The sequence below is a fragment of the Kocuria soli genome (assembly GCF_003797835.1).
GTDB lineage: Bacteria > Actinomycetota > Actinomycetes > Actinomycetales > Micrococcaceae > Kocuria > Kocuria soli.
In genome coordinates this window covers 40,150-63,894 of sequence record NZ_RKMF01000011.1, presented here as the reverse complement: position 1 = coordinate 63,894, position 23,745 = coordinate 40,150, and the positions used below count along the sequence as shown (strand labels likewise).

Genomic DNA, 23,745 nt, shown 5'->3' with positions numbered 1-23,745 from the left:
CACGGTGCGACCGAACGACGGCGAATCTCCGCTCTCCGGGGCGCGCGTGCTCGTAACCCGGACCCCGGACCGGGCCCGCGACCTCGTCGCCGCACTACGGGCGGCGGGTGCCGAACCCGTCCTGGCTCCCGTGCAGGAAGCCGTCCCGGTCTCGGGTGCCGACGCGCAGGCGTTCCAGGACCTCTTGAACCGCCTGGCCGGTTCCGGTGCGCCCCACTGGGTGGCCGTCACCTCGGCCAACACCGTGCGAGCCATGGCACGCGCGGTGTCGGCAGGGTTCTCCGGCAACGGGCGTGGGCTCGGGGAATGGCTGGCGCCTGCCTTGCAGCGGGGGCTCCAGGTCGCGGCGGTCGGTACGGCCACGGCCGCTGAACTGGAAGCTCACGGGGTCCCCGTCCACCTGCTGCCCCCGGCCGAGCATTCGAACGCCCGGGGGATGGCGCGGGTGTGGCCCACGCCGCCGTCGTCGGGCCACGACGACGCCCCCACGGTGTACCTGCCCCAGTCCGCGAACGCCCGCCCCACCCTGGCCCGGGGACTCACCGAGCACGGGTGGCGGGTTCGAGTCGTCACGGCCTACCGGATGGCCGAATGGCCGTCCGCGGACCCGCTGGTTCCGGCTGACCCGCTGGACGGGCTCCCGGTCTGGACCACGGACAGGGCCCGGACCGAACTGCACTCCGGGGCCGTGGATCTGGTGGCGGCCACGGCGCCGTCGGTCATCCAGGCACTCGCGGCACCCGCAGAACCCGCGGCGCCCCGTGGCGACGTCGTGAACCGCGACACGCGACGTGGGTACCGGCCACCTGTGCCCGCTACCGTGGGAGTGGTCGCGATCGGGGAACCCACGCGACAGGCCTGCGCGAAGCTGGGCATCACCGCGCTCGCGGCCCGCGACCCGTCAACGGACGCATTGATCGAAGCACTCGAGGAGCAACGAACCATGAGCACAGCTCAGAACCAAGCCGGGAGCCCGGAAACCCGCGGGTCCGTGGACCTGCCGTACCGGCCGCGGCGGCTGCGCACCTCACCGATCATGCGCGCGCACGTCCGTGAGACGCACCTCCACCCCAGTCAGCTCATCCTTCCGGTCTTCGTGCGCGAAGGTGCTCAGGAGCCCCGCGCGATCAGTTCCATGCCGGGCGTCGTGCAGCACTCGATGGATTCCCTGAAGCACGCCGCGACCGAGGCCGTGGAGCTGGGGCTCGGTGGATTCATGATCTTCGGCGTGCCCACGACCTTGGACGCCACCGGCTCCGGACTGGTGGCCGAGGACGGTGTGCTCAACCAGGCCCTGCGCGCCGTCCGTGCGGAGGTCGGCGACGACATCCTGGTCATGGCCGATCTGTGCCTGGACGAGTTCACGGACCACGGCCACTGCGGTGTCCTCGACGACCGCGGCCGGGTGGACAACGACGCCACGCTCGCGCTCTATGCCCAGGCCGCCGTGGCCCAGGCCGAGGCCGGTGCCCACGTGCTGGGCCCCTCCGGCATGATGGACGGTCAGGTGGGCGTCATCCGCACGGCCCTCGACGAGGCCGGGTTCATCGACACCTCCGTGCTGGCCTATTCCGTCAAATACGCCTCGGCCTTCTACGGGCCCTTCCGAGAGGCCGTGGACTCGAGTCTCACCGGGGACCGCAAGACCTACCAGATGGATCCCGCCAATCGCCGGGAGGCCATGCGCGAGCTGGAGCTGGACCTGGACGAGGGGGCCGACATGGTCATGGTCAAGCCCGCGATGTCCTACCTGGACATGGTCCGCGAGGTGGCCGATCATTCGCCCGTCCCCGTCTCCGCCTACCAGATCTCCGGCGAGTACTCGATGATCCAGGCGGCTGCCGCCAACGGGTGGATCGACCGTCGTGCCGCCATCCAGGAGTCCCTGCTCTCGATCCGGCGAGCGGGTGCCGACACCGTCCTGACCTACTTCGCGACCGAGGCCGCGCGGTGGTGGCGGGAGGAGAACGGAGTGGCCTGAGAACAGGCCCGGACCGGTCCGGACCGGCCCCGTGGTGAGGACCCGGGCCCGAGCGCCGCGCAGCCACACCGAACCGACCAGACTTTCCCGCCCCGTACCGGCGGCGACCCCAGCAACAGACCAGAAACCAGAGAGGACGATCTCGTGACCGTCTCCGATGAACTCTTCGACCGTGCCCGGCGTGTGATGCCGGGTGGCGTGAACTCGCCCGTGCGGGCCTTCAACTCCGTGGGTGGCACACCCGCCTACATCACCGCCGCGCGCGGGCCCTACCTGCAGGACGTCGACGGACGCGAGTACGTGGACCTGCTCGGCTCCTGGGGCCCCGCCCTGGTCGGCCACGCGCATCCCGTGGTGTTGGAAGCCGTCCACTCGGCGGTGGAGAAGGGCCTGGGATTCGGCACCTCCACCCGCGCCGAGACCGAGCTGGCCGAGGCCGTGGTCGACCGGATCGCGGCGATCGAGGAGATCCGCATGGTCTCCACGGGCACCGAAGCCACCATGACGGCGATCCGACTGGCGCGAGGCGTCACCGGACGCGACCTGGTCATCAAGTTCGCAGGTTGCTACCACGGCCACGTGGACTCGTTGCTCTCGGAGGCCGGCTCCGGCGTCGCAACCCTGTCCTTGCCGGGCTCCGCGGGGGTCACGGCCGCCACGGCGGCGGAAACCCTGGTGCTGCCCTACAACGACCTGGAGGCCGTTCGCGCCGCCTTCGCCGCCCATCCCGATCGGATCGCGGCCGTCATCACCGAAGCCGTGCCCGCCAACATGGGTGTGGTCCCGCCGGAGCCCGGTTTCAATGCCGGACTGCGGGAGATCACCCGCCAGAACGGGGCGCTCATGATCTTCGACGAGGTCATGACCGGTTTCCGCCTCCATCCCGCCGGGTACTGGGGGCTGTCCTCACCCGACGAGGGCGGGTGGGAACCCGACCTGTTCACCTTCGGCAAGGTCATCGGTGGCGGTCTCCCGGCCGCCGCGGTCGCGGGCAAGCGTGAGGTCATGGAGCAGCTGGCACCCACCGGGCCGGTGTACCAGGCGGGCACCCTGTCCGGCAACCCCGTGGCCATGGCGGCCGGACTGGCCACGCTTCAGTTGGCCGACGACGACTGCTACCGCACCGTGGACCGCCGGTCCGAACAGCTGCGGGCCGCCGTGACGGAGGCCTTCGACGCGGCGGGTGTGGACCACTCCGTGCAGAACGCGGGGTCGCTGTTCTCGGTCACCTTCGGCACCGCGGGCAAGCCCGTGCGCACCTACGCCGATGCCAAGGCCCAGGAGGTCTTCCGCTGGGCCCCGTTCTTCCACTCGATGCTCGATCAGGGTGTGCACCTGCCGCCGTCGGTGTTCGAGGCCTGGTTCCTGTCCGCGGCCCACGACGACTCCGCCATGGAGCGCATCATGCAGGCACTGCCGGCCGCTGCCAAGGCGACCGCGGAGGCCACGCCGAACGCCTGACAGCAGACCGGAAGGGTCGGGCCCGCCTGTGTGCGTGCCCGACCCTTCCGGTCTGTCAGCGGGTCACTGACCCGTGATGTTCTTGGCGGCGTCCTTGACGTTCTCGCCCGCCTGCTTGGTCTTGGCCGATGCCTGGTCTCCGGCGCCTTCGGCCTGCATCTGCTCGTTGTCGGTGGCCTCGCCCAGGGCTTCCTTGCCCTTTCCGGATGCCTCTTCCGCCTTGTTCTTGATCTTGTCGCCGAATCCCATGACTGCCTCCTGGGTGGTGATGGATAGTGACATTGCCAACAGTACCCTTAGCAAGTTGGTGGGTGAGACGGGCCGTCAGGACCTGACGGGCCAGGTCCCGTCGATCACGATCGTGGGATCGTTCTTCACCCCGCGCAGGTAGTCCTGCAGGTTCAGTGCCTGTGCCTCGGCCCAGCCGATCTGCGCGTCGTGCAGGGCTGCGGCCGGAACACACAACTCCGCGTGTTCCCGGGCCAGGATCTGGGCCAGTCGCACCGCCGCCAGGGCGTCCTCCGCGGACGTGTGGGCGGATTCCAGGGGGATGCCGTAGGCCTCGGACAGTGCCACGAGGGTTCGCTTTCCGTGCCAACGAACCCGGACCTGCTTGTGCATGACATACGGGTCCAGGACGGGGCGCGGGGCGGCCAGGTCCAGACCGTGGCGCTGCGCCTCCGCGGCCAGGACGGTGAAATCGTACGGTGCGTTGAAGGCCAGGACGGGGATGTTCCGGACGAACAGGTCGCCGATCACCTGGACCAGTTCGGAAACCACCTGTCCGGCCGGAGCACCGTGCTCGCGAGCGTGTTCCGTGGTGATGCCGTGGATGGCGGCGGCGCCGTCGGGAATCTCGACGCCGGGGTCGGCAAGCCATTCCCATTGCCCCAGGATCTGGCCGTCCGGAGCCACGAGCAGCACGGAGGCGGTCACGATGCGGCAGGTCCGCGCATCACGGCCCGTGGTCTCCAGGTCGAAGGTGGCCAGTGCCTGGTCGGGCCAGGCGAGCTGCGGGTCGATCACGACGTCGTCGAGGTCGGCGGCCTCCGGCTGGGTGCCCTCCGCGACGGGGGTGTCGAAGAGGGTCGGCTGATCGGGTCCGGGCACGTGCGGCATGTCCACACCGTACGTGCCCGTACCGACACCGTCTGGCAACCCACCCGGAGGGCTGTTGTGTGAGCCGCCTTACGCCGCGATGGTGCTCGGATGCTTGTGTCGTCCGGGACTCGTGGTGGGATATGGCCATGGTCGATCTCAGCCCAGTACAGCCTGATTCCGCTGCCCAGGACGCGGACGTGCTTGCCGGTGTGCTCCCCGTCGAACGCCGGGGCAGGTGGGCCATCACCGCTCCCGAGCCCAGTGGACTGCACGTTCCACCGTGGGAGGCACTGGATCCTGAGCAACAGGAGATCGCCGGACTGGAATTCGGGTGTGGGCCCCGCCTGGTCCTGGGAGCACCCGGCACCGGACGCACCACAGCCTTGGTGTCGCTTGCCGCGCGCCGGCTCCGGGAGGGGCTGTCGGCGGACAATCTCCTGGTCCTCACCCCGAGCAGGAGTTCCGCCGCGCGGGTACGGGACACCCTGACGGCCACGGTGGCCACCACGATGTCCACCCCGCCGGTGAGGGCGTGGCAGGCGTACGCGTTCGACCTGCTGCGCCGAGCCCATGTCCAAGGCCGGCTGCCGGGGGTGGAGAACCCGCCCAAACTGCTCTCCGGACCGGAACAGGACGTCCTGATCCGCGAACTGATGGAGGGCCACGCCCACGGCATCGGCGCGGGCGTCGTCTGGCCCCCGGATCTTCAGGAAGCCGTGTCGACGCGCGGCTTCCGGCAGGAGATGCGGGAACTGTTCGACCGGCTCTCGGAGCACGACCTGTCCCCGGAAGACCTGGCGGACCTCGGGCGTGGGCTGGGCCGACAGGACTGGGTGGTTGCGTCGTCGTTGCGAGCCGAGTACCAGGCCGTTCGGCGGCTGCGCATGCCGGAGGCCTTCGACCCCGCGGAGCTGGTCACGGAGGCCGCTCGGCTGCTCGAGAACGACCCCGAGATGCTCGCCACCGAGCAACAACGGCTGGAACTGGTCCTCGTCGACGATCTCCAGGAGGCCACCCGTTCGATCCACCGACTCCTGGCCGTGCTGTGTGCGGGCCGGGACGTGATCATGACGGCCTGCCCGGACACCGTGGTCCAGGGTTTCCGTGGCGCCCGCCCGGACGCGCTGCGCGGGCTGACCGACCGCGTCGGTACGGCAGCAGCACCGCTGCGGACCCACCTGCTGGTCACGGGCCACCGCATGCCCGCCGAGATCCAGGAGGCGTGGGGGAGGGTTGCCGCCCGGGTTCCGGCCGTGACGGGCCAGTCACCGCGGTCGCGGCGACCCTCACCGGCCCCCACCCCGAACACTGCGTCGGCGCCGGGGCCCGAATCCTCTGGATCCGGGGCTTCCGCAGCGCAGCCAGGTTCGGGTGATTCGGGCCTGCACGCCGTCGTGTTGGCCTCCGAGGTGCATGAGGCACGGTGGATCGGACACGGCATCCTCCGGCGCCATCTCCTGGAGGGGGTGCCGTTCCAGGACATGGCCGTGGTGGTGCGCAACAGTGCTCGGCTCAAGAGCGTCCAGCGCCAACTGGAAGGACTCGGGATCCCCGTGACCACGTCCGCCGCGGAGACGCCCGTGCGGGACGAACCCGCCGTCAAACCGCTGTTGGACGCGCTCAAACTGGTGGTAGACGCGCACCACAACGACCAGGAGCCGACCGACGAGTCCGCGTCCCTGCTGGCCGCGGTCGAAGCCGTGGACCTGTTGGGCTCACGGATCGGCGGGGCCAGCGCCATGGACATCCGGAGGCTGCGTCAGAGGTTGCGCTACGCGGAACTCAGGGACGGTGGCGGCCGCAATTCGGACCAACTCCTGGTGGAAGCCCTGGTGGTGCCGGGGGCGCTGGACGCCGCTGGGGTGCGCTCGACCCCCGCCAGGCGGATCGCTCGCATGGTCCAGGCCGGCCGGGCCGCGTTGGGTGGGCCCAATGCGACCGCGGAGACGGTGCTCTGGGCGCTGTGGGAGGCCGCGGGGGTCGCGGATGCGTGGCAGCGGGAGGCGCTCAACGGTGCGGAGGCCGGACGACGAGCGGACCGCGACCTGGACGCCGTCGTCGGTCTGTTCGAAATGGCCGAACGATTCGTGAACCACCTGCCCGGTGCCGGTGCGGCGGAGTTCCTGGACTTCCTGGAATTACAAGAGCTGCCCATGGACACCCTTGCTGCACGGGCCCCCACCCGGGCGACGGTCGAGATCATGACCCCCGCCACCGCGGCCGGCCGGGAATGGCCCGTCGTGTTCGTCGCGGGAGTCCAGGAGGGCCAGTGGCCCAACACCACCCTGCGCGGCCAGCTCCTGGGTGCCGATCTGCTCGACGACGCCGTGGAGCTGGGGGTCGAGGCCGCCGCCAGGACCTCGCCCATCACGCGCCTCACCCTGGTCCGGCATGACGAACTGCGGTCCTTCTCGACCGCTGTATCCCGCGCCGGGCGTGAACTGCTCGTCAGTGCCGTGGTGGACCAGGACCACGAACCCTCCGATTTCCTGGGCCTCGTGGACCCGTGGGAGGTGGACCGCCACCCGGAGGCCGCGGAGAACAGCAGGCCCGTGCTCAAGGCACCCCGGCCCCTGACCCTGCGCGCTTTCACCGGGCAGTTGCGCGCCGCCGTCGGGGACGGGGCCGAAGCCCCTGAACACGCAGAGGCCGCAGCTCGCCTGCTCCACCGGCTCACCCGGACCCGCACGCCCGTGCCGGGCGCGCATCCGGAGCAGTGGTGGGGTCTCCTGCCGCTGTCTTCCGAGGGCCCCGTCCTGGATCCCGACCAGCCCGTTCCGGTGTCGCCGTCGCGGATCGAGACCATCAGCCGCTCGCCGTTGGACTGGTTCGTGTCCACGGCGCGGGCGGAGGAAGCCACGGATGCCGCGCGCAGCCTGGGCACGCTCGTGCATTCGATCGCGGAGGAGTTCCCGAACGGCTCGGGGACCGAACTGGTCGCCCAGTTGGAACGTCGCTGGCCGGAACTCGGTCTGCCCACCGGGTGGGAAACGGACCTCCTGCTGGAACGGGCCCGCACCATGCTCCGCAAGTTCGCCGCGTACGTGATCGATGCCCGCAAGGACGGCGGGCGGGAACTCGTCGCGGTGGAAGGCTCGTTCAGCGTGCTGGTTCGTGGACGCGCGCGGGACGCCCTGCTCCGGGGCCGCGTGGACCGGCTGGAGGTGGATGCCCAGGGTCGTTACGTCGTGGTCGACCTCAAGACCGGGGCCGTGCAGCCCAGCGGGGCCGATGTTGCACGGCACCCGCAGATGGGCACCTACCAGGTCGCCCTGGCCGCCGGGGCGGGGGAGGCAATGGCTGCCGCTGCTCGATCCCAGGACGACGACGCCGCGCCCGATCAGGAGGCCGACCTGGTCCTGGACCTCGGCCCGGAATCCCGGGTGTCCGATCCGGGCGGAGCCGTCCTCGTGCAACTGGGCCGAACAACCAGCGGCTACACGGCACAGCGCCAGGACCCGCTGGCACCCGACGAACGATGGGCCCAGGAACTCGTCACCGCCGCGGCCGAACTGGTGTCCCGCGACCATTTCATCGCCCGCCACACGGGGCAGAACACCGGCTCGTACGGGATGCGCTGTCGCCTGCCGGAGATCTGCCCGCTCTGTAGTCAGGGAAGGCAGGTCACCGAATGAACGCCCATCCGTACGGTGGGATCGACCCTCGATTCACCCCCGAGGAACTGGCCGCCGCGCTGGGGACAAACACCCCCACGGGCCAGCAGTCCGCTGTCATCTCCGCGCCTCTCACGCCCAAGCTCGTGGTCGCGGGCGCAGGTTCGGGCAAGACGGCCACGATGGTCGACCGCGTGGTCTGGCTGGTGGCCAACGGGATTGTGCGGCCGCACCAGGTCCTGGGCGTGACCTTCACCCGCAAGGCCGCCGGCGAACTGCGGGACCGAGTGCGCGGGCGGCTCAGCGTTCTGCGCTCCAAGGGGCTGCTGGTCCCGTCCGAGGACACGGCGATGGAGGACACCGCCGCCGCAGATGTCGGAGACGTCGGCGACTCGCTGCCCCTTGACCCCACCGTGTTGACGTACCACTCCTACGCGAGTGCCCTGGTGCGGACCTACGGGCTGAGGATCGGGGTCGAGCCCGAGACCGTGTTGCTCGGCCAGGCTCAGGCCTGGCAGCTGGCCACCCGCGTGGTGCAGTCCTGGGACGGCGAGGTCACGGCCGACCTCAAGGCCTCCACCCTGACCCAGGACGTGTTGTCCCTCAGTTCCGGGGCAGCGGAGCACCTGCTGAGTCCGGGGGAGATCGACGAGTTCCTGGAGGGCTTCCTGCCCCAACTGTCCGACGTCCCGCCGTCCAAAAAATCCAGGGCACTCGACAAGGCCGTCAAAGATGCGGTGGCCAAGATGCATCGCACCCGTTTGCTCACGCGGTTGGTCAAAAGGTTTCGTGACCTCAAGCGGGAGACCGAGACCATGGACTTCGGGGACCTGCTGGAACGCGCGGCCCGCATCGCCAAGGAGGACCCGGCGGCCCGAACCCTGGAACGTGAACGCTTCCGCGTGGTCCTGCTCGACGAGTTCCAGGACACCTCCCACGCGCAGATGGTGCTGTTCGCTTCTCTGTTCGGAGACGGCCATTCCGTGATGGCCGTGGGAGATCCCCAACAGTCCATCTACGGTTTCCGCGGCGCCTCCGCGGGGCAGCTGTTCAGCTTCGACCGGTGGTTCCCCGCCCCGGACGCAACGGCTGCCGAACCGGCCTACCTCACCACGGCCTGGCGGAACGACACCGCGATCCTGGACGTGGCGAACACCATCGCCCAACCGCTGCGCACGCCGCCGCCGTGGTCCGTGAGCACCGGCCGGGGCCTGCAGGAGGTCCCTCAACTCGACCCCCGCCCGGGCGCCGGGACCGGCCGTGTGGAGGTCAACCGCTATCTCACCGACGACGACGAGGCCCGCGCCATCGCCGGATCCATTGCGGGATCCATTGCGGGATCCATGGGTGGGTCCATCGCCGAGTCCGACCAGGGCCCTGGTTCTGCGCACGGTCAGGTCGCCTCGGAGCGCACTCCGCCGGTCACCACCGCGGTGCTGTGCCGGCGTCGTGCCCAGTTCGAGCCCGTGCGACGGGAACTGGCCGCACGCGGCATCGCCTACGAAGTCGTGGGCCTCGGTGGCCTGCTCGAGGTTCCCGAGGTGGCCGACGTCGTCGCCACCCTGCAGGTCCTCACCGACCCCGGACGTTCCGACGCCCTGGCACGCCTGCTCACCGGGGCGCGCTGGCGCATCGGAGCCCGCGACCTGGTCGCTCTGGCGGACTGGGCGGGGCACCTCGAGCGGCGTCGCACGCAGGCGGCGCGCACCGGCCGCCTGGTCGAGGAGATCGACGCCGACGCCGAGGCCGGGGCGGGGGAGGGCGGCGACGTCGTGATCGAACCCGACCTGTCCGATGCCGCATCGCTGATCGAGGCGGTCGAAACCCTGCCGCGGCCGGGGTGGACCTCCGGGGCCGGGCGCAGCATCACGGACAGCGGACGCGATCGCATGCAGCGCTTCGCCGACGAGCTGCACGGCCTGCGGTCCTGGCTGTCCGAGGACCTGGCCACGGTGCTGACCGTGGTCGAACGAACCATCGGCGTGGACATCGAGGTTTCGGCCAGGGCCGGGGCTTCCGCGGCGGAGGGGCGGCGGAACCTGGACGCCTTGCAGGACGTGGCGCTCGAATACAGTGCTGCGACCGGGTCGCAGGACATCGGGGCCTTCCTCGCCTGGCTCAAGGTCGCCGCTTCCGAGGAGAATCCGGACACCGCACCTGCGGATCCGAACCCCGGCGCCGTACAGATCCTCACCGTCCACGCCTCCAAGGGGCTGGAATGGGACCACGTCTACGTGCCGGGCATGAACGCGAAGTCGTTCCCGTCCGACAAGTCCTCCGCCTGGACCAAGTCTGCCGCGGCCGTGCCCTGGCCGCTGCGTGGTGACCGGGACTTCCTGCCACAGTGGGCCCCGGACACCACGGACGTGGTCACGCTCAAGGAGTCCATGGCGCTGTTCGTCGAGGACTGCGCGCAGCACACGACCGATGAGGAGCGACGGCTGGCGTATGTCGCGTTCACCCGTGCCCGTAGCCTGCTGAGCCTGTCGTGCTCGGTGTTCGTGGGCGGCACAGCCATGCAAAGGGCTCCCTCGGAGTTCCTGGACGAGTTGAACGATCTGACGGAGCCCGGACCGGCGGGTACGTCCGTGGTGCGTCGGGGAACCTGGGTCGAACCGGACGAGGACTTGCCCAACCCTGCCAAGTCGAGGACCCTCGAAGCGGCCTGGCCCTACGATCCCCTCGAGGGCCCCGAGGTCACCGAGATCGTGGCGAGCACAGCAAGCCCCGGTGCGGACACCACCGGAGCTGAAGTCCACGGGGCTGAGGGCACGGGTGCTGAAGTCATCGAGTACCGCACGGTGCGGCCCCCAGTCCGGGCGGGACGACGTCGCCACCTGGAACAGATCGCGCGAGCGGTACTGGACGGAGGTTTCCGGGAACACCGTGACCTGAGCGACCAGGAACTCTTGGCGCTGCCCGAGGTCCGCCGCTGGGCGGAGGAGGCCCAGGTGCTCGTAGCCGCCCACGAGGCGCCACCGGACCAGCAGGTGCTGCCCATGCCGTCCCACATCTCGGCCTCGACGGTGGTTGCCTTGGGCCAGGACCCGGAAGCCGTCGCCGCCCAGTTGCGGCGCCCCATGCCGCGGCGCCCCGCCGTGGCAGCCAGGGCCGGAACCACGTTCCACGCCTGGGTCGAGGAGTATTTCGGTTCGAGCGCGATCTTCGACGTGGACGAACTCCCCGGCGGCGCCGACGACTTCGTGGACGAGGGCTACGACCTCCCCGCGCTGGCGCGGACCTTCCGGGAGAGCGAATGGGGGCAGCGTCAGCCGTGGGCGGTCGAGCACCCGATCGAGACACCACTGGGCGGATTGACCGTCCGCGGCCGGATCGACGCCGTGTTCAAGCTGCCCGACGACCGGTGGGAACTGGTGGACTGGAAGTCCGGGCGAGTCCCCGGGGCCGCAGACCTGGCGGGTAGAGCTGTGCAGCTGGCGGTGTACCGCCTGGCCTGGTCACGGCTGATGGGGGTGGAGCTGGAGAAGGTGTCGGCGGCGTTCTACTACGTGGCCTCGGACAGGACGGTTCGCCCGCACGACCTGGCGGGCGAAGCCGAGCTGGAGGCGATCGTGACGCGAACCCTCAAGTGAGCGGGTCGCGGCGCAGCTGCGTCACATTGGTCGGCGGCTCGGCCTGACCGGCCTGATCCGTCTGACCGGACGGACCCGTCTGATCGACGCCGTTGGCCTGCCCGTCCCCGTCAGGAACGCCGGCCGCTTGAGCCTGCTCGCCCTGCTCCGGCTGAGACTGTTCCGCGCGGGTACGCGCTTCACGCGCGTGCTCCGTGCGGGCCTCCACCGAGTCCTCCGCCTGTGCGGGGCGGCCGGAGGCCAGCTCCTCCTCGTAGTCCGCCACGTCCTTTTCGAGCACCCGGAGCGTGTGCTGCGCGTCGGCCACCATGTCCGGCCGCTCGCGGGAGACCCCGCGCACCAGCCAACGGGCCAGCGCGAACTCGGCTTCCAAGTGGGCCCGACGCAACAGGTGCGGGTCGGGGGCGCGGACACCGGCTCGCGTGTAGGCAGCCACCACAGCCTCCGCGAAACCGGCGTCGTTGGCGCCGATCAACCAGGCGAAGTCCAGGGCGGGGTCGCCCACGTGGACGTCGGACCAGCCGGTGACGGCGGTGATGCGGTTGCCGTCGACCACCAGGTTGTCCTCGTTGAGGTCGCCGTGCACCACGTGGGTGGAGAAGCGCCACAGGGTGCGGTCCTCGAGGGCGTTCTCCCAGCGTTGCAGCAAGCCGGACGGGATCTTCCCCGTGGTGGCGGCCTGGTCCAGCTCGTTGAGCATGCGGGTCCGGCACTGGTCGGCGCTGTAGGCGGGCAGGTCGGCGTCCATGACCATTGCGCGCGGCAGGTCGTGGATCGCGGCCAGGAGCTGGCCGATCTGGGTGGTCACGGGCGGGACGGGCTCCGCGCTGGGTGGTTGCGGCCGCGTGGGTGCCGCGTCCTGCAACCGGTCCAGTCGGTCGATCGGCACCGGCCCACCGGGGAGGTGAGAGTAGATGAAGGTCCTGCGTCCGCCGTCGTCCACGGAGCCCACCACGGTGGGGATCAGGAACGGCAGCTTGGACCGCAGCGCCGGGGTGAACGCGCTCAACACGGCGTGCTCGGCGGCCAGTCGGATACCGGCTTCCTCCGTCAGGGGGCTGCGCACCCGCCAGCGTTTGTGGGCCTGATCCGTCACGACGGCGGAGCGGAAATCGGCGTCGTCGTCCGGTGACGGACCAACCGATGCGGGCACGATCCCGGGCACCCCGGCGACCGCCACCGCTGCCAGATGTTCGAGGGAGGGGCGCATGGAAGCAACCCTACAAGGGGCGGGGAAGGTCACCGCGCCGGTGCGTGGCAGGGGAGTTACCCACCGCCGTGGAGGGCACAGGCCCGGCCCACGTGCGCGCCGTTAGAGTGGAACGGTGCAGTTGCCCAGGCCCACAGTCCTCAACCCCGATGTCATGCCGCTGACGCGTTCGCGTCTGGAACGGCGCAGCCCGGAACGCGACCGCGAGGACCAGCGGCCGGGTTCACGGTGGACGTTGGTCACCCTGGACGGTCGGATGCCCGTGGCCGACGGGCGCCTGGTGCTCGTGGAACGCTCAGTCCTTGCGCGGATTATCGAGGGCTTGGACGATCCCGACGCCGACCCGGGACTCCCGGAGGTCTACCTCGGTGAACTCACCGACGGCAGCGCGGAGGGCGTGACCGTCCGCCCTCAGCAGGGTCAGGGCGAGATGACACAGGCCCTCACGGAACTGGTGGAACTCAGCCACGCCAGGGGAGATTCGGCCGGCCAACCGCTCGAATGGGCCACCCTGCGGGCGATCGCCCCGGCCCTGGGAGCAGCCGAGCCGGAACACGCAGCCCTGGCGGTCACGGCCCAGGCCGTCACGGCCTGGCACGTCGACCACCCGCGCTGCCCCCGGTGCGGCGAGCTCACGCACGTCGAACGCTCCGGCTGGATGCGTCGATGCCCCGCCGACCGGTCCATGCACTTCCCCCGCACTGACCCCGCGGTGATCGTGGCGGTCACGGACGGTGCCCCTGACTCGTCCCGCGAACGCATCCTCTTGGGCCAGTCCGCGGCCTGGAGCGGTAACCGCTTCTCCACGCTGGCCGGCTTCGTGGAACCCGGCGAATCCATCGAACAGGCTGTTGTCCGGGAGATCGAGGAAGAATCCGGGATCGTGGTCGACCAGGTGCGGTACCTGGGCTCCCAGCCCTGGCCGTTCCCGCGGTCGCTCATGATCGGCTGCACGGCCGTCATGCAGTACGGCCAGTTGACCCCCGACGGGGACGAGATCGCTCAGCTGCGGTGGTTCACCCGCGATGAACTCCGGGAAGCCTCCCTCAGCGGAGAGATCGTACTGCCCGGCAAGGTTTCGATCGCCCGCGCGCTGATCGAGCACTGGTTGGGCGAAAACCTGCCCGAATCCGGTTGGTGACCCGTGCTCGCCCCTGACGCAGCGGCTCAAGCGCTCTTCCCGGTCGAGAGTGAGGATCAGCGGCCCCTCCCCGAACGCATCCTGGACGGGCTGGACCCGGAACAACGCCAGGCCGCCACGGCACTTCGCGGCCCCGTGTGCATCCTGGCGGGAGCGGGAACGGGCAAGACCCGCGCGATCACCCACCGGATCGCCTACGGAATCGCCACCGGCGTCTACACCCCGCAGAAGGTGCTCGCCCTGACGTTCACCACCCGCGCCGCCAACGAGATGCGCAACCGCCTCCGGGTCCTGGGCGCCGACGGCGTGCAGGCCCGTACGTTCCATTCAGCGGCACTGCGCCAGCTGCAGTACTTCTGGCCGCAGGCGATCGGGGGCAGTGTCCCGGAGCTGGTGGAACACAAGGCACGCCTGATCGCGCAGGCCGCGGGCGCCATGCGTCTGAGCAACGACCGCGCCACCATCCGTGACCTGGCCGGGGAGGTCGAGAAGGCCAAGGTCTCCATGCTCACACCCGACACCTACGCCGCGGCGCACGAATCCGGTGGCGTTCCGCGGCCGTTGCCGGGCGGTCACGACGCCCGCACGATCGCCCGGCTGTGGCAGACCTACGAAGAGATCAAGACCGACCGCAACCAGATCGACTTCGAGGACGTGCTGCTCCTGACCGTCGGCATCCTTGAGGAGGACGAACGCATCGCGGCCACCGTGCGTGCGCAGTACCGCCACTTCGTGGTCGACGAGTACCAGGACGTCTCCCCGTTGCAGCAACGGCTCCTGGACGCGTGGCTCGGCCCGCGTGACGACCTGTGCGTGGTCGGCGACGCCTCCCAGACCATCTACTCCTTCACGGGGGCGACCTCCCGCCATCTCCTGGACTTCCCGCGCCGGTATCCGGAGGCCACCGTGGTCAAACTGGTCCGGGACTACCGGTCCACACCGCAGATCGTGAACACGGCCAACCGGTTGCTCGCCGCCCGCCGCCCCGGGCCGGACTCCACACCGGGTACCTGGGCCACCCCGTTACGACTGGTTGGCCAGCGCAAGGAGGGCCCCGCGCCGTCGTGGAACGAATACGACGACGACCAGCTCGAGGCCCAGGGCACGGCGGTGCGGATCCAGGACCTCCTGGACGACGGCGTTCCCGCCTCCGAGATCGCGGTTCTGTTCCGCACCAATGGCCAGGCCCAGGCCTACGAGACGGCGCTCGCCGACGCCGGGATCGGATTCCGGCTCCGGGGTACCGAACAGTTCTTCCGCCGTCCGGAGATCCGACAGGCACTGCTGCAGATCCGCTCGGGCGCCCAGGCCGAAACTCCGGCGACCGCCGACGACGCCACGGCCACACCCGCCGGTGACACGCACGGCAACTCCGGGGGGGCCGCAGCCACCGGGACCGCCGGGGCCGCTGCGGTGCGGCAGACCGTGAGGGACATGCTCTCCTCGTTGGGCTGGTCACCGCAGGCACCGCGGGTCACGGGGGCGGTCCGTGAGACCTGGGAGTCGCTGGCCGCGCTGGTGGACATGACCGATCGGATGGCCGCGGCGCACGAGGAGGCGGCACGCACCGCCGAGGAACACGGCAGGACCGGGCCGGGGGAGTTCACCCTGCGGCAGGTGGCCGAGGAACTGTCCCGCCGTGCCACCCAACAGGACGCCCCCGCGGTTGAAGGGGTCACCCTGGCCTCCTTACACTCCGCCAAGGGCTTGGAATGGGACGCGGTCTTCCTGGTGGGACTCACGGAGGGGCTCATGCCCATCACCTTCGCCGAGACCTCCGACGAGATCGACGAAGAACGTCGCCTGCTGTACGTGGGAATCACGCGTGCGCGGGAACACCTGATGCTCTCCTGGTCCCTGACCCGGACTCCCGGCGGGCGCCCCAACCGGCGGGCCTCACGGTTCATCGATGATCTCCTCCCGGAACGCCCGGGCAGTTCGCGGCGTTCGACCCGCCCGGCGGGCCAGGGACGCGGTGCTGCGCGCCGCGGTTCAACCCGCCGCGCATAAGGGGCAGGCGGCCTGCGGATTCGGCACCCGCTCGATCGTCGACACCGGCCCGCCCGGGTGCAGAACGGTCACGTGCTCGGCGGCGGACCCGTCGACCGGACCGTTGCTCGGGTGACCCCGGTGGCCGACCTCCGGACCACCGGCACCGGCCTGGGCGATCACCGCTTGGGCGAGCACGGCGGCGGCCAAGGCGGTGTGGGTCGGCCAGGCGTCGTACCGCGCACCCCGGGAGGGCTCGGGCTGCGCGGTCCCTGCGGCCTTGGCCATGCAGTCGGTGCAGGCCCGGGCGTACCAGGGGCGAACGGGCCACAGCATCGTGGTCCCCGGAGCGTGGCCACCCGGAACCACGACGTCGAGCACCTCCTGGCGCTCCCGCACACGACCCTCGGCGGCAGCTGCCCGGAGATCCAGGGACGCGCCGTCCGGGTCCGACAGGTCCACCGCGCGAATGACCAAACTGCTCGGACGGTCCTCGGCCGTGAAACGGGCGGGATCCGAGAGGGCCACGGCGTTCGGGTTGGCGGCACGGATCCGCTGCCGAACGCCCAGGTCCCGGGACCGGCCGACGTCGGGAAGGTCAAAGGCGCCCGCGGCGGCGTCGTCCCAGGTCACCGGTCGCGGGTCCGAGATCACGAAGCCTCGGACCCCGCAGCCGGCCAGGAGAACGGCGGCCGCCGCGGTGACGGGGCTCAGGCCCAGGAACATCAGCTGCAGGTCCGTGACGGGCGGTCGGCCGTCCAGCCGGACACCGGTGCTCACGGTGCGGCGGAGCTGGGGATGGCGGGCTGCGGGTACGGCGGGGACGGCAGATGTGGGCACGGTGTCCCTCCTGGATACGCGGTGCTCTGTCCCGGCAAGGAATCGCCGGTGTGCACATCAGTGTGACCCGACACCGGGCCAACCGGACCTTGTCCACAGGCGCGGTCGGGGGCTGGCTACCATCGTGGGGTGGACCGAGCCAACCCCGCTGAAGAGCCCGTCGAGAGCCCCGTCGCACCCGCGTGGGCGCAGAACCCACCCGTCGAGGTTCGGCGTTCGGCGCGGCGCCGCAAGACGGTGTCCGCCCACTGGTCGGGGGACTCCGTGGTGCTGCAGGTACCGGCGCGGATGTCCGCGCGGGAGGTCAAGCGGTGGGAAACCGAGCTCGTGGCCAAACTCGTGGCCTCACGCTCCAGGGCCACCGCGGCAGGGCGCCGTCGTTCGAGTGACGAGTACCTGGGCGAACGGGCACAGCACCTGTCCCGCACGTACCTGGATGGTCGCGCGCGTCCCACCAGCATCACCTGGTCGTCCCGCCAGAACACTCGGTGGGGATCGGCCACCCCCGCCACCGGGAGCATCCGCATCAGCGACCGCCTGCGTTCTGCCCCGGAATGGGTTATCGACTCCGTGGTCCTCCACGAGCTGTGCCACCTGCTGGAGGCCAACCATGGCCCCGCGTTCCGCGCCCTGGAGGCCCGCAGCCCTGACACGGCAAAGGCCCAGGCCTTCCTGGACGGAGCGGCCTGGGCCCTGCGGTCACCGGCGGAGGAACCGGGTCAGTCGGTGGACTGACCGGAAGAGCCACCCGCCCCGCCGTCGTCGGTGTCGTCCCCGGTGTCGTCGCTGGTGTCGTCCTTGGTGTCAGACCCCAGCAGCTGTTCCAGGGCGGCGTCGAACTCCTCGTCGGAAGCGGTGAGCAGGCCGCGACGCGACTCGTAGGCCGCGGGATCGTCCAGATCCTCGTCGGTGGGCAGAAACTCGGCGGCCTCCCACAATCCGTCGCGGTCTTCCATGCCACGCCGCTGTTCCACGAAGCGCCAGAACTCCGCAGCTTCCCGCATCCGCCGCGGACGCAGTTCCAGGCCCACGAAAGACCCGAAGGCGTGCTCGGCGGGACCGCCCGAGGCCCGACGACGGCGCATGGTCTCGGAAAGTGCGTCGGCTCCCGGCAGGTTGGTCGTGGCGCGCACGGTCACGACGTCCACCCACCCCTCGATCAGGGCGAGGATGGTCTCCAACTGCTTGAGCGTGGCCTGCTGCTTCGGCGTCTGCTCGGGCATGAACATCCCGGACCCGAGCGCTTCCTGCATGGCCGCGGGATCCGACGGGTCGATCTGCGCGGCCAACCCCTCGATGCGGTCCATGTCGATGTGGATCTCCTGCGAGAACGCGGTGATCAGGTCGACCACGTACTGGCGCAGCCACGGCGCTGCGTGGAACAGGCGGGCGTGGGCGACCTCGCGCACGGCCAGGTAGAGCACGACCTCCTGCTCCGGAACGCCCAGGTCCTCACCGAAGTCCTTGACGTTGCGCGGGAGCATGGCGGAACCGTCCTGGGCCAGCGGGAAGCCGATGTCCGTCGAGGACACGACCTCGGCGGCCAAACCACCCAGGACCTGGCCCAGCTGCATGGCGAACATCATGGAGCCCGCGTTGGCTAACATCCCGGAGGCACCGCCGAGCATGCCGGTCATCTCCTCGGGCAGCTGGCCCTGGATCGAGTCGGTCAGGGCTTTGGTCATGGACTCCGCCACCGGGCCCGTGATCTCCTGCCAGGTGTCGAAGGTGCCCTCGACCCATTCGCTGCGGGACCAGGCGGTCGGGTTGGTGGGGGGTGTGTCGAAAGCCGTGTGGTCGGCCACCCAGAGCTGCGCCAGCTGGACCGCTTCGTCGATGACCTTGCGTTCGGCCTCCGTGACCGACGGGTCTCCCGCAGCGGAAACCACACGCCGGGCGTGATCCTTGGCGGCCTTCCAGTTGACGGGTCCGTCAGCGGGGCCAGCTGAGAACATCGACTGGACCTGGGCGAACATGGCCTGCATGGCCGCCGGATCGGTGGGAATCCCCATCTTCTGGAGGTCTTCCTCCGACATCCCGGACTGGCCCAGGAACTGCTGGAACATCGCCTGGAAGGGGTCCTGACCTTCGTTGTCGTTCTCGCCGTTGGGGGGCTGCGACGTCATGGTTCCTCGATCCTTTGGCCGGTCCAGATGCTCGGGCCACGTGCGTCCGGTCAGGTCGCCGCGGCGTAGTATGTGGCGACCAGGCTATCGACTCTCCCCGGTGCAGTGGGAGGCCCTGGCCCGTCGTTCGCTTGAAGCATGCGAGTTTAAGGATCTGCCGACCAGTGTCTCCCCGCCTCCCACGCGCGCTCCGCGCCCTCCGCGGACGCCGGCTCGGCCTGGAGTCCGGATCGATGATTGCCACCGCCCTGCTGATCGTGGTGGCGGTGTGGGCTCCCACCCCGTTCGTCCTGGAGCGACCCGGTCCCACGTTCGACACCACGGGCGAGGTCGACGGCAAGACCGTGATGAGCATCGACGGGGCCCGGACGTACCCGTCGGAGACCCAACTGGACTTCACCACGGTGTACGTGGTGGGTGGTCCGGAGTCCAGCCCTCGCATCCTGGACACCATGTATTCGTGGGCCGCGCCCACCCAGGCGGTTCTGCCGCTCGAGGTGATGTACCCGCCTGCGACCACCCAGGAGGAGATCAGCAACTCCGGAACCGCGGCCATGGATTCCTCCCAGGACCTGGCCGTGGCGGCGGCCCTGGAGCACATGGGCCAGGACTACACCACCACGTTGACCGTTCATGAGGTCGCCCCCGGTTCCCCCTCGGAAGGGGTCCTGGAACCCGGCGACGTGTTGCGTACCGTCAACGGCGAGCCCATCACGTCCTTGGACGGCCTGCGGGAATCCTTGAACGACGACGAGGACGCCCGGGTGGACCTGATGGTCGACCGGGACGGGCAGGAGAAGAAGCTCACGGCGGGCACCGAGGAGTCCGAGGGCAACCGGCAACTGGGCGTCTATCTGGAGCGGGAGTTCGACTTCCCGTTCGACGTCACGTTCAGTATCGACGGCGTCGGTGGACCCAGCGCGGGCATGATGCTCTCCCTGGGGGTCATCGACGAGCTGACGCCCGGTTCCCTGGGCGGTGACCGCCACATCGCCGGTACGGGCTCCATCGACGTCAATGGCGACGTCGGGGCGATCGGCGGAATCCGTCAGAAACTCGTGGGTGCCGCGGATTCCGGGGTCGACGTCTTCCTGGCACCGGTGGAGAACTGTGGGGAAGTGGTCGGTCACGTCCCTGACGGCATGGACGTGGTCGCGGTGGACACGCTCGAGGACTCCGTGGATGCGGTCACAGCCATCTCCGAAGGCACCGATCCGGCCAGCCTCCGCACCTGCTCCGCGGATTCCTGACCCCTACCCCGCGGCCGCGGTGCGGATCAAGCCCTCCGCACCGCGGGCTCGGTCCGAGTTTCGTGTGAATCCCCGCGTGACGCTCTGGGCGAATCCTGGTGCGCCACTGTGGGGAGACTTTGCTCACGGACGCCTGTGGCGGACACAATGGGGGGTGCGTATTCAGCGCGCCCTTTGAAGAGCCCATGGAAGGCCCAGGACCGACGTGACATCAGGACCGGCAGAACCGCCCCGAACCCCAAGATCGCCGCGCCCGGCCGGGGCATCCAGCCGGAAACCCCGTAAGGGGCGCAGCCCGTTGTTCATGACGGTCGTGATCGTGGCCGCGCTCATTGCGGCATTCGTGGCTTTCACCCAGATCTACACGGATGTCCTGTGGTTCCGGCAGATCGGCTACCTCAAGGTCTTCGTGACCCAGAACGTCGCGCGAGCGGTGATCTTCGTCGTCGCAGCCCTGCTCGTGGCTGTCCTGCTCTGGCTCTCCCTGTGGCTCGCGCACCGGCACCGGCCCCTGACCGCGGCGGCCGCGGCCGACGACAACCTCCGCCGGTACCAGCAGGCACTCGAGCCGGTCCGCAAGATCGCCATGTTCGCCGTGCCCGTGCTCTTCGGTCTGTTCACGGCCTCAACCATGGCCGCGCAATGGGAGACGGTCGTGCTGTTCTTCAACCAGGAGCCGTTCGGGCAGGAGGACCCGCAGTTCGGCATGGACATCGCGTTCTGGGTGTTCACGCTCCCGTTCCTGCGCCTGGTGTTGGGATTCCTGGTCTCCATCCTGTTGTTGTGCGCGATCGCAGCCGTGCTGGTGCACTACGTCTACGGCGGCATCCGCATCTCTGAGAAGGGCCTGACCTTCACCACCGCGGCACGCGTCCAACTGGCGGTGACCGCTGCGCTGTTCCTGATCCTGCAGGGCATCAACTTCTGGCTGGACCGCTACGCCACGCTGCAGTCCACGTCAGGTTCCTGGACCGGTGCGCTCTACACGGACATCAACGCGGTGATTCCGGTGCGCGCGATCCTGGCCGTCGCCGCGATCGTCGTGGCCGTGCTGTTCATCGTCTCCGCGGTCATCGGACGGTGGCGGTTGCCGCTGATCGGAACGGCCATGCTCGTCGTGGTCGCCGTGGTGGCCGGTGGGATCTATCCATCGCTTGTGCAGCGCTTCCAGGTCACCCCCACGGAGCAGCAGGTGGAGTCCGAATACATCCAGCGCAACATCGACGGCACCCGGACGGCCTTCGGGCTGGAGGACATCGAATCCGAGTCCTACGCCGCCACCGTGGACGCGGGGGAAGGTGATCTGGCCGACTACGCCCAGACCACCAGCAACATCCGACTGCTGGACCCCAACGTGGTCTCGCCCGCTTTCGCACAGCTGCAGCAGTTCCGTCCGTACTACAACTTCCCGGCCACGCTGAACGTGGACCGGTACGAGGTCGACGGCGAGGTCCAGGACACCGTGCTTGCCGCCCGCGAACTCGATGTGAACGCCACTGACTCCTGGTACAACCAGCACGTCGTCTACACCCACGGTTACGGGCTCATCGCGGCCTACGGCGACCGTGTGGAGTCGGATGGTCGGCCGTCGTTCATCCAGGGCGGCATCCAGGCCCAGGGCGACATCTCGGAGGACTACGAACCTCGCATCTACTTCGGTCAGCAGTCCCCGGAATACTCCGTCGTCGGTGGGGCCGAAGGCGACCAGGACCTCGAACTGGACCGCCCGTCCACCACGGACGACGAGGGCAAGGACGTCAACACCACGTTCTCCGGCGAGGGCGGGCCGAACGTGGGCAACCCGCTGAACCGGCTGTCCTACGCGATCAAGTTCCAGTCCTCCGACCTCTTGTTTTCGGACGCCGTGCGCGGCGAGTCCCAGATCCTCTACGACCGCAACCCGCGGGAGCGCGTGTCCCAGGTGGCCCCGTACCTGACGGTGGACGGCAACCCGTACCCGGCGATCATCGACGGTCGGGTCAAGTGGATCGTGGACGCGTACACCACCTCGGACGCGTACCCCTACTCCACGCCCATGGAGCTGCAGGACGCCACGGCGGACACCACCACGGCGGAAGGTGCCTCCGCTCAGCTGCCGAACGAACGCGTGAACTACATGCGGAACTCGGTCAAGGCCACCGTGGACGCCTACGACGGGTCGGTGGACCTCTATGCCTGGGACGACCAGGACCCGGTGCTCAAGGCCTGGCAGAAGGTCTTCCCGGAAACGGTCAAGCCCTACTCGGAGATGTCCGCCGAACTCATGGACCACGTGCGATACCCGGAGGACATCTTCAAGGTCCAGCGTGAACTGCTGAACACCTACCACGTGACCCAGGCCAACAGTTTCTACGCGGGCGACGACGTGTGGTCGATCCCCAACGACCCCACCAGTGACGATTCCACGGCCATCCCGCCGTACTACCTCTCCCTGCAGATGCCGGGCGAGGACCAGGCCAGCTTCTCACTGACCACGCCCTTCATTCCACAGCAGAACCAGGGCGAGAACACCCGCAACGTGCTCTACGGGTACCTTTCTGCCAACGGCGACGCAGGCACGGGCGAGGACGGCGTCAAGGCCGACACCTACGGCAAGATGACGTTGCTGGAACTGCCTCGAAGCTCCGTGGTTCCGGGCCCCGGGCAGGCGCAGAACAACTTCAACTCGGACACGGAGGTCTCCTCCGCGCTGAACCTGCTGCGGCAAGGTGGTTCCGAGGTGATCAACGGCAACATGCTCGCACTGCCGGTCAACGACGGGATCCTCTACATCCAACCCGTGTACGTGAGGTCTTCGGGCGAATCCGGGTACCCCACGCTGCGGCGCGTGTTGGTCTCCTACGGTGAGGAAGTCGGCTTCGCCCCCACGCTGGACGAGGCGCTGGACCAGGTCTTCGGTGGGGACTCGGGAGCCCAGACCGTGCAAGGTGCCGGGGTGAGCGAGGAGCAAGCGGCCGAGGCCGCAGGCCAGGATCCCGCAGCCACCGACCAACCCACGGACGGAAGCACCGACGACGCCGGCTCCGGTTCGGGTGGAGGCGGTTCCCTCGAGGACGCCCTCGACGACGCCAGCAAGGCCATGGAGGACTCCAACACCGCCATGGAGGAGGGGGACTGGGGCGCCTACGGCGAGGCCCAGGACCGGTTGGAGGACGCCATCAACCGGGCGCTGGAAGCCGACGGGGTGGCCACCTCCACGGCGCCGTCGGCACCCGCCACGAGCGATTCGGGGAACTGACACCACTCAACCCGCGCCGGGGCGGAGACCGTCCCGGCGCGGGGCACCCGATTTGCATGGGTGTCATCCGGTGCGTACAGTAGTCATCTGTCGCCGCGGGGTGGAGCAGTTCGGTAGCTCGCTGGGCTCATAACCCAGAGGTCGCAAGTTCAAATCTTGCCCCCGCAACTCTCGAAGGCCCGGTTCCTGGAATCCAGGAAC

14 protein-coding genes, 1 tRNA gene and 1 pseudogene are annotated in these 23,745 nt (G+C 69.6%); 11 read left to right on the top strand and 5 right to left on the bottom strand.

Going from position 1 to position 23,745, the window contains the following annotated elements:
- Nucleotides 1–4 precede the first annotated feature (4 nt).
- The 3 genes and pseudogenes from EDL96_RS13755 to hemL all read left to right on the top strand — a co-directional run.
- A pseudogene (locus EDL96_RS13755) lies at nt 5–910 on the top strand (uroporphyrinogen-III synthase); the annotation flags it as partial.
- 33 nt (nt 911–943) lie between these two features.
- Nucleotides 944–1,981: a porphobilinogen synthase gene (gene hemB / locus EDL96_RS13750; RefSeq protein WP_407656946.1), complete on the top strand. Its 1,038-nt coding sequence runs from the start codon at nt 944–946 to the stop codon at nt 1,979–1,981.
- 144 nt (nt 1,982–2,125) lie between these two features.
- Nucleotides 2,126–3,442 (top strand): glutamate-1-semialdehyde 2,1-aminomutase, encoded by a 1,317-nt coding sequence (gene hemL / locus EDL96_RS09200; RefSeq protein WP_123825501.1) that lies wholly within the window; start codon nt 2,126–2,128, stop codon nt 3,440–3,442.
- Nucleotides 3,443–3,505: 63 nt separating this feature from the next.
- On the opposite strand, the gene EDL96_RS09195 is transcribed toward hemL, so the two are convergent.
- Complete coding sequence (locus tag EDL96_RS09195) at nt 3,506–3,691, bottom strand: CsbD family protein (protein WP_123825572.1); 186 nt, start codon at nt 3,689–3,691, stop codon at nt 3,506–3,508.
- 75 nt (nt 3,692–3,766) lie between these two features.
- Nucleotides 3,767–4,561, bottom strand: coding sequence for an exonuclease domain-containing protein (locus tag EDL96_RS09190; RefSeq protein WP_123825500.1), 795 nt, complete (start codon nt 4,559–4,561; stop codon nt 3,767–3,769).
- Between the two features lie 128 nt (nt 4,562–4,689).
- On the opposite strand from EDL96_RS09190, the gene EDL96_RS09185 reads away from it, so the two are divergent.
- Nucleotides 4,690–8,178, top strand: a complete 3,489-nt coding sequence (locus EDL96_RS09185) for an ATP-dependent helicase (RefSeq protein WP_123825499.1) — start codon at nt 4,690–4,692, stop codon at nt 8,176–8,178.
- Entirely contained in the window at nt 8,175–11,750 is a 3,576-nt protein-coding gene (locus tag EDL96_RS09180) for an ATP-dependent helicase (RefSeq protein ID WP_123825498.1), read from the top strand. Before EDL96_RS09185 ends, EDL96_RS09180 begins: the two co-directional genes overlap by 4 nt.
- Here EDL96_RS09180 and EDL96_RS09175 read toward each other — a convergent pair.
- Complete coding sequence (locus tag EDL96_RS09175) at nt 11,743–12,960, bottom strand: macrolide 2'-phosphotransferase (RefSeq protein WP_123825497.1); 1,218 nt, start codon at nt 12,958–12,960, stop codon at nt 11,743–11,745. The genes EDL96_RS09180 and EDL96_RS09175 overlap by 8 nt on opposite strands.
- Before the next feature lie 115 nt (nt 12,961–13,075).
- On the opposite strand from EDL96_RS09175, the gene nudC reads away from it, so the two are divergent.
- The gene (nudC, locus tag EDL96_RS09170) at nt 13,076–14,101 is read left to right on the top strand and encodes an NAD(+) diphosphatase (RefSeq protein WP_233568803.1); all 1,026 of its coding nucleotides are present in this window, start codon (nt 13,076–13,078) and stop codon (nt 14,099–14,101) included.
- A 78-nt stretch (nt 14,102–14,179) separates the two neighbouring features.
- Nucleotides 14,180–16,111, top strand: coding sequence for an ATP-dependent helicase (locus EDL96_RS09165; protein WP_233568812.1), 1,932 nt, complete (start codon nt 14,180–14,182; stop codon nt 16,109–16,111).
- On the opposite strand, the gene EDL96_RS09160 is transcribed toward EDL96_RS09165, so the two are convergent.
- Nucleotides 16,094–16,930 (bottom strand): hypothetical protein, encoded by an 837-nt coding sequence (locus EDL96_RS09160; RefSeq protein WP_123825495.1) that lies wholly within the window; start codon nt 16,928–16,930, stop codon nt 16,094–16,096. The two genes, EDL96_RS09165 and EDL96_RS09160, sit on opposite strands and share 18 nt — an antisense overlap.
- Before the next feature lie 129 nt (nt 16,931–17,059).
- On the opposite strand from EDL96_RS09160, the gene EDL96_RS09155 reads away from it, so the two are divergent.
- Nucleotides 17,060–17,665, top strand: coding sequence for a M48 metallopeptidase family protein (locus EDL96_RS09155; RefSeq protein ID WP_123825494.1), 606 nt, complete (start codon nt 17,060–17,062; stop codon nt 17,663–17,665).
- On the opposite strand, the gene EDL96_RS09150 is transcribed toward EDL96_RS09155, so the two are convergent.
- On the bottom strand, nt 17,650–19,056 hold the full coding sequence (locus EDL96_RS09150) for a zinc-dependent metalloprotease (protein ID WP_123825493.1): 1,407 nt from the start codon (nt 19,054–19,056) through the stop codon (nt 17,650–17,652). The genes EDL96_RS09155 and EDL96_RS09150 overlap by 16 nt on opposite strands.
- Before the next feature lie 233 nt (nt 19,057–19,289).
- Between EDL96_RS09150 and EDL96_RS09145 the strand changes: the two genes are divergently transcribed.
- From EDL96_RS09145 to EDL96_RS09135, 3 genes are all read left to right on the top strand, one after another.
- Nucleotides 19,290–20,306 carry a YlbL family protein gene (locus EDL96_RS09145; RefSeq protein WP_123825492.1) on the top strand — a complete coding sequence of 339 codons (1,017 nt, stop codon included), beginning with the start codon at nt 19,290–19,292 and terminating at the stop codon, nt 20,304–20,306.
- Between the two features lie 304 nt (nt 20,307–20,610).
- The gene (locus EDL96_RS09140; protein WP_199732578.1) at nt 20,611–23,544 is read left to right on the top strand and encodes a UPF0182 family membrane protein; all 2,934 of its coding nucleotides are present in this window, start codon (nt 20,611–20,613) and stop codon (nt 23,542–23,544) included.
- Between the two features lie 94 nt (nt 23,545–23,638).
- Nucleotides 23,639–23,712 (top strand) — tRNA-Met (locus tag EDL96_RS09135).
- Nucleotides 23,713–23,745: the final 33 nt, after the last annotated feature.

What these genes read in the sequence shown, in the direction of transcription:
- hemB (WP_407656946.1), top strand. Translation starts at nt 944, where the DNA reads ATGAGCACAGCTCAGAACCAAGCCGGGAGCCCGGAAACCCGCGGGTCC.
- EDL96_RS09195 (WP_123825572.1), bottom strand. Translation starts at nt 3,691, where the DNA reads ATGGGATTCGGCGACAAGATCAAGAACAAGGCGGAAGAGGCATCCGGA.
- EDL96_RS09190 (WP_123825500.1), bottom strand. Translation starts at nt 4,561, where the DNA reads ATGCCGCACGTGCCCGGACCCGATCAGCCGACCCTCTTCGACACCCCC.
- EDL96_RS09185 (WP_123825499.1), top strand. Translation starts at nt 4,690, where the DNA reads ATGGTCGATCTCAGCCCAGTACAGCCTGATTCCGCTGCCCAGGACGCG.
- EDL96_RS09180 (WP_123825498.1), top strand. Translation starts at nt 8,175, where the DNA reads ATGAACGCCCATCCGTACGGTGGGATCGACCCTCGATTCACCCCCGAG.
- EDL96_RS09175 (WP_123825497.1), bottom strand. Translation starts at nt 12,960, where the DNA reads ATGCGCCCCTCCCTCGAACATCTGGCAGCGGTGGCGGTCGCCGGGGTG.
- EDL96_RS09150 (WP_123825493.1), bottom strand. Translation starts at nt 19,056, where the DNA reads ATGACGTCGCAGCCCCCCAACGGCGAGAACGACAACGAAGGTCAGGAC.
- EDL96_RS09145 (WP_123825492.1), top strand. Translation starts at nt 19,290, where the DNA reads ATGATTGCCACCGCCCTGCTGATCGTGGTGGCGGTGTGGGCTCCCACC.
- EDL96_RS09140 (WP_199732578.1), top strand. Translation starts at nt 20,611, where the DNA reads ATGACGGTCGTGATCGTGGCCGCGCTCATTGCGGCATTCGTGGCTTTC.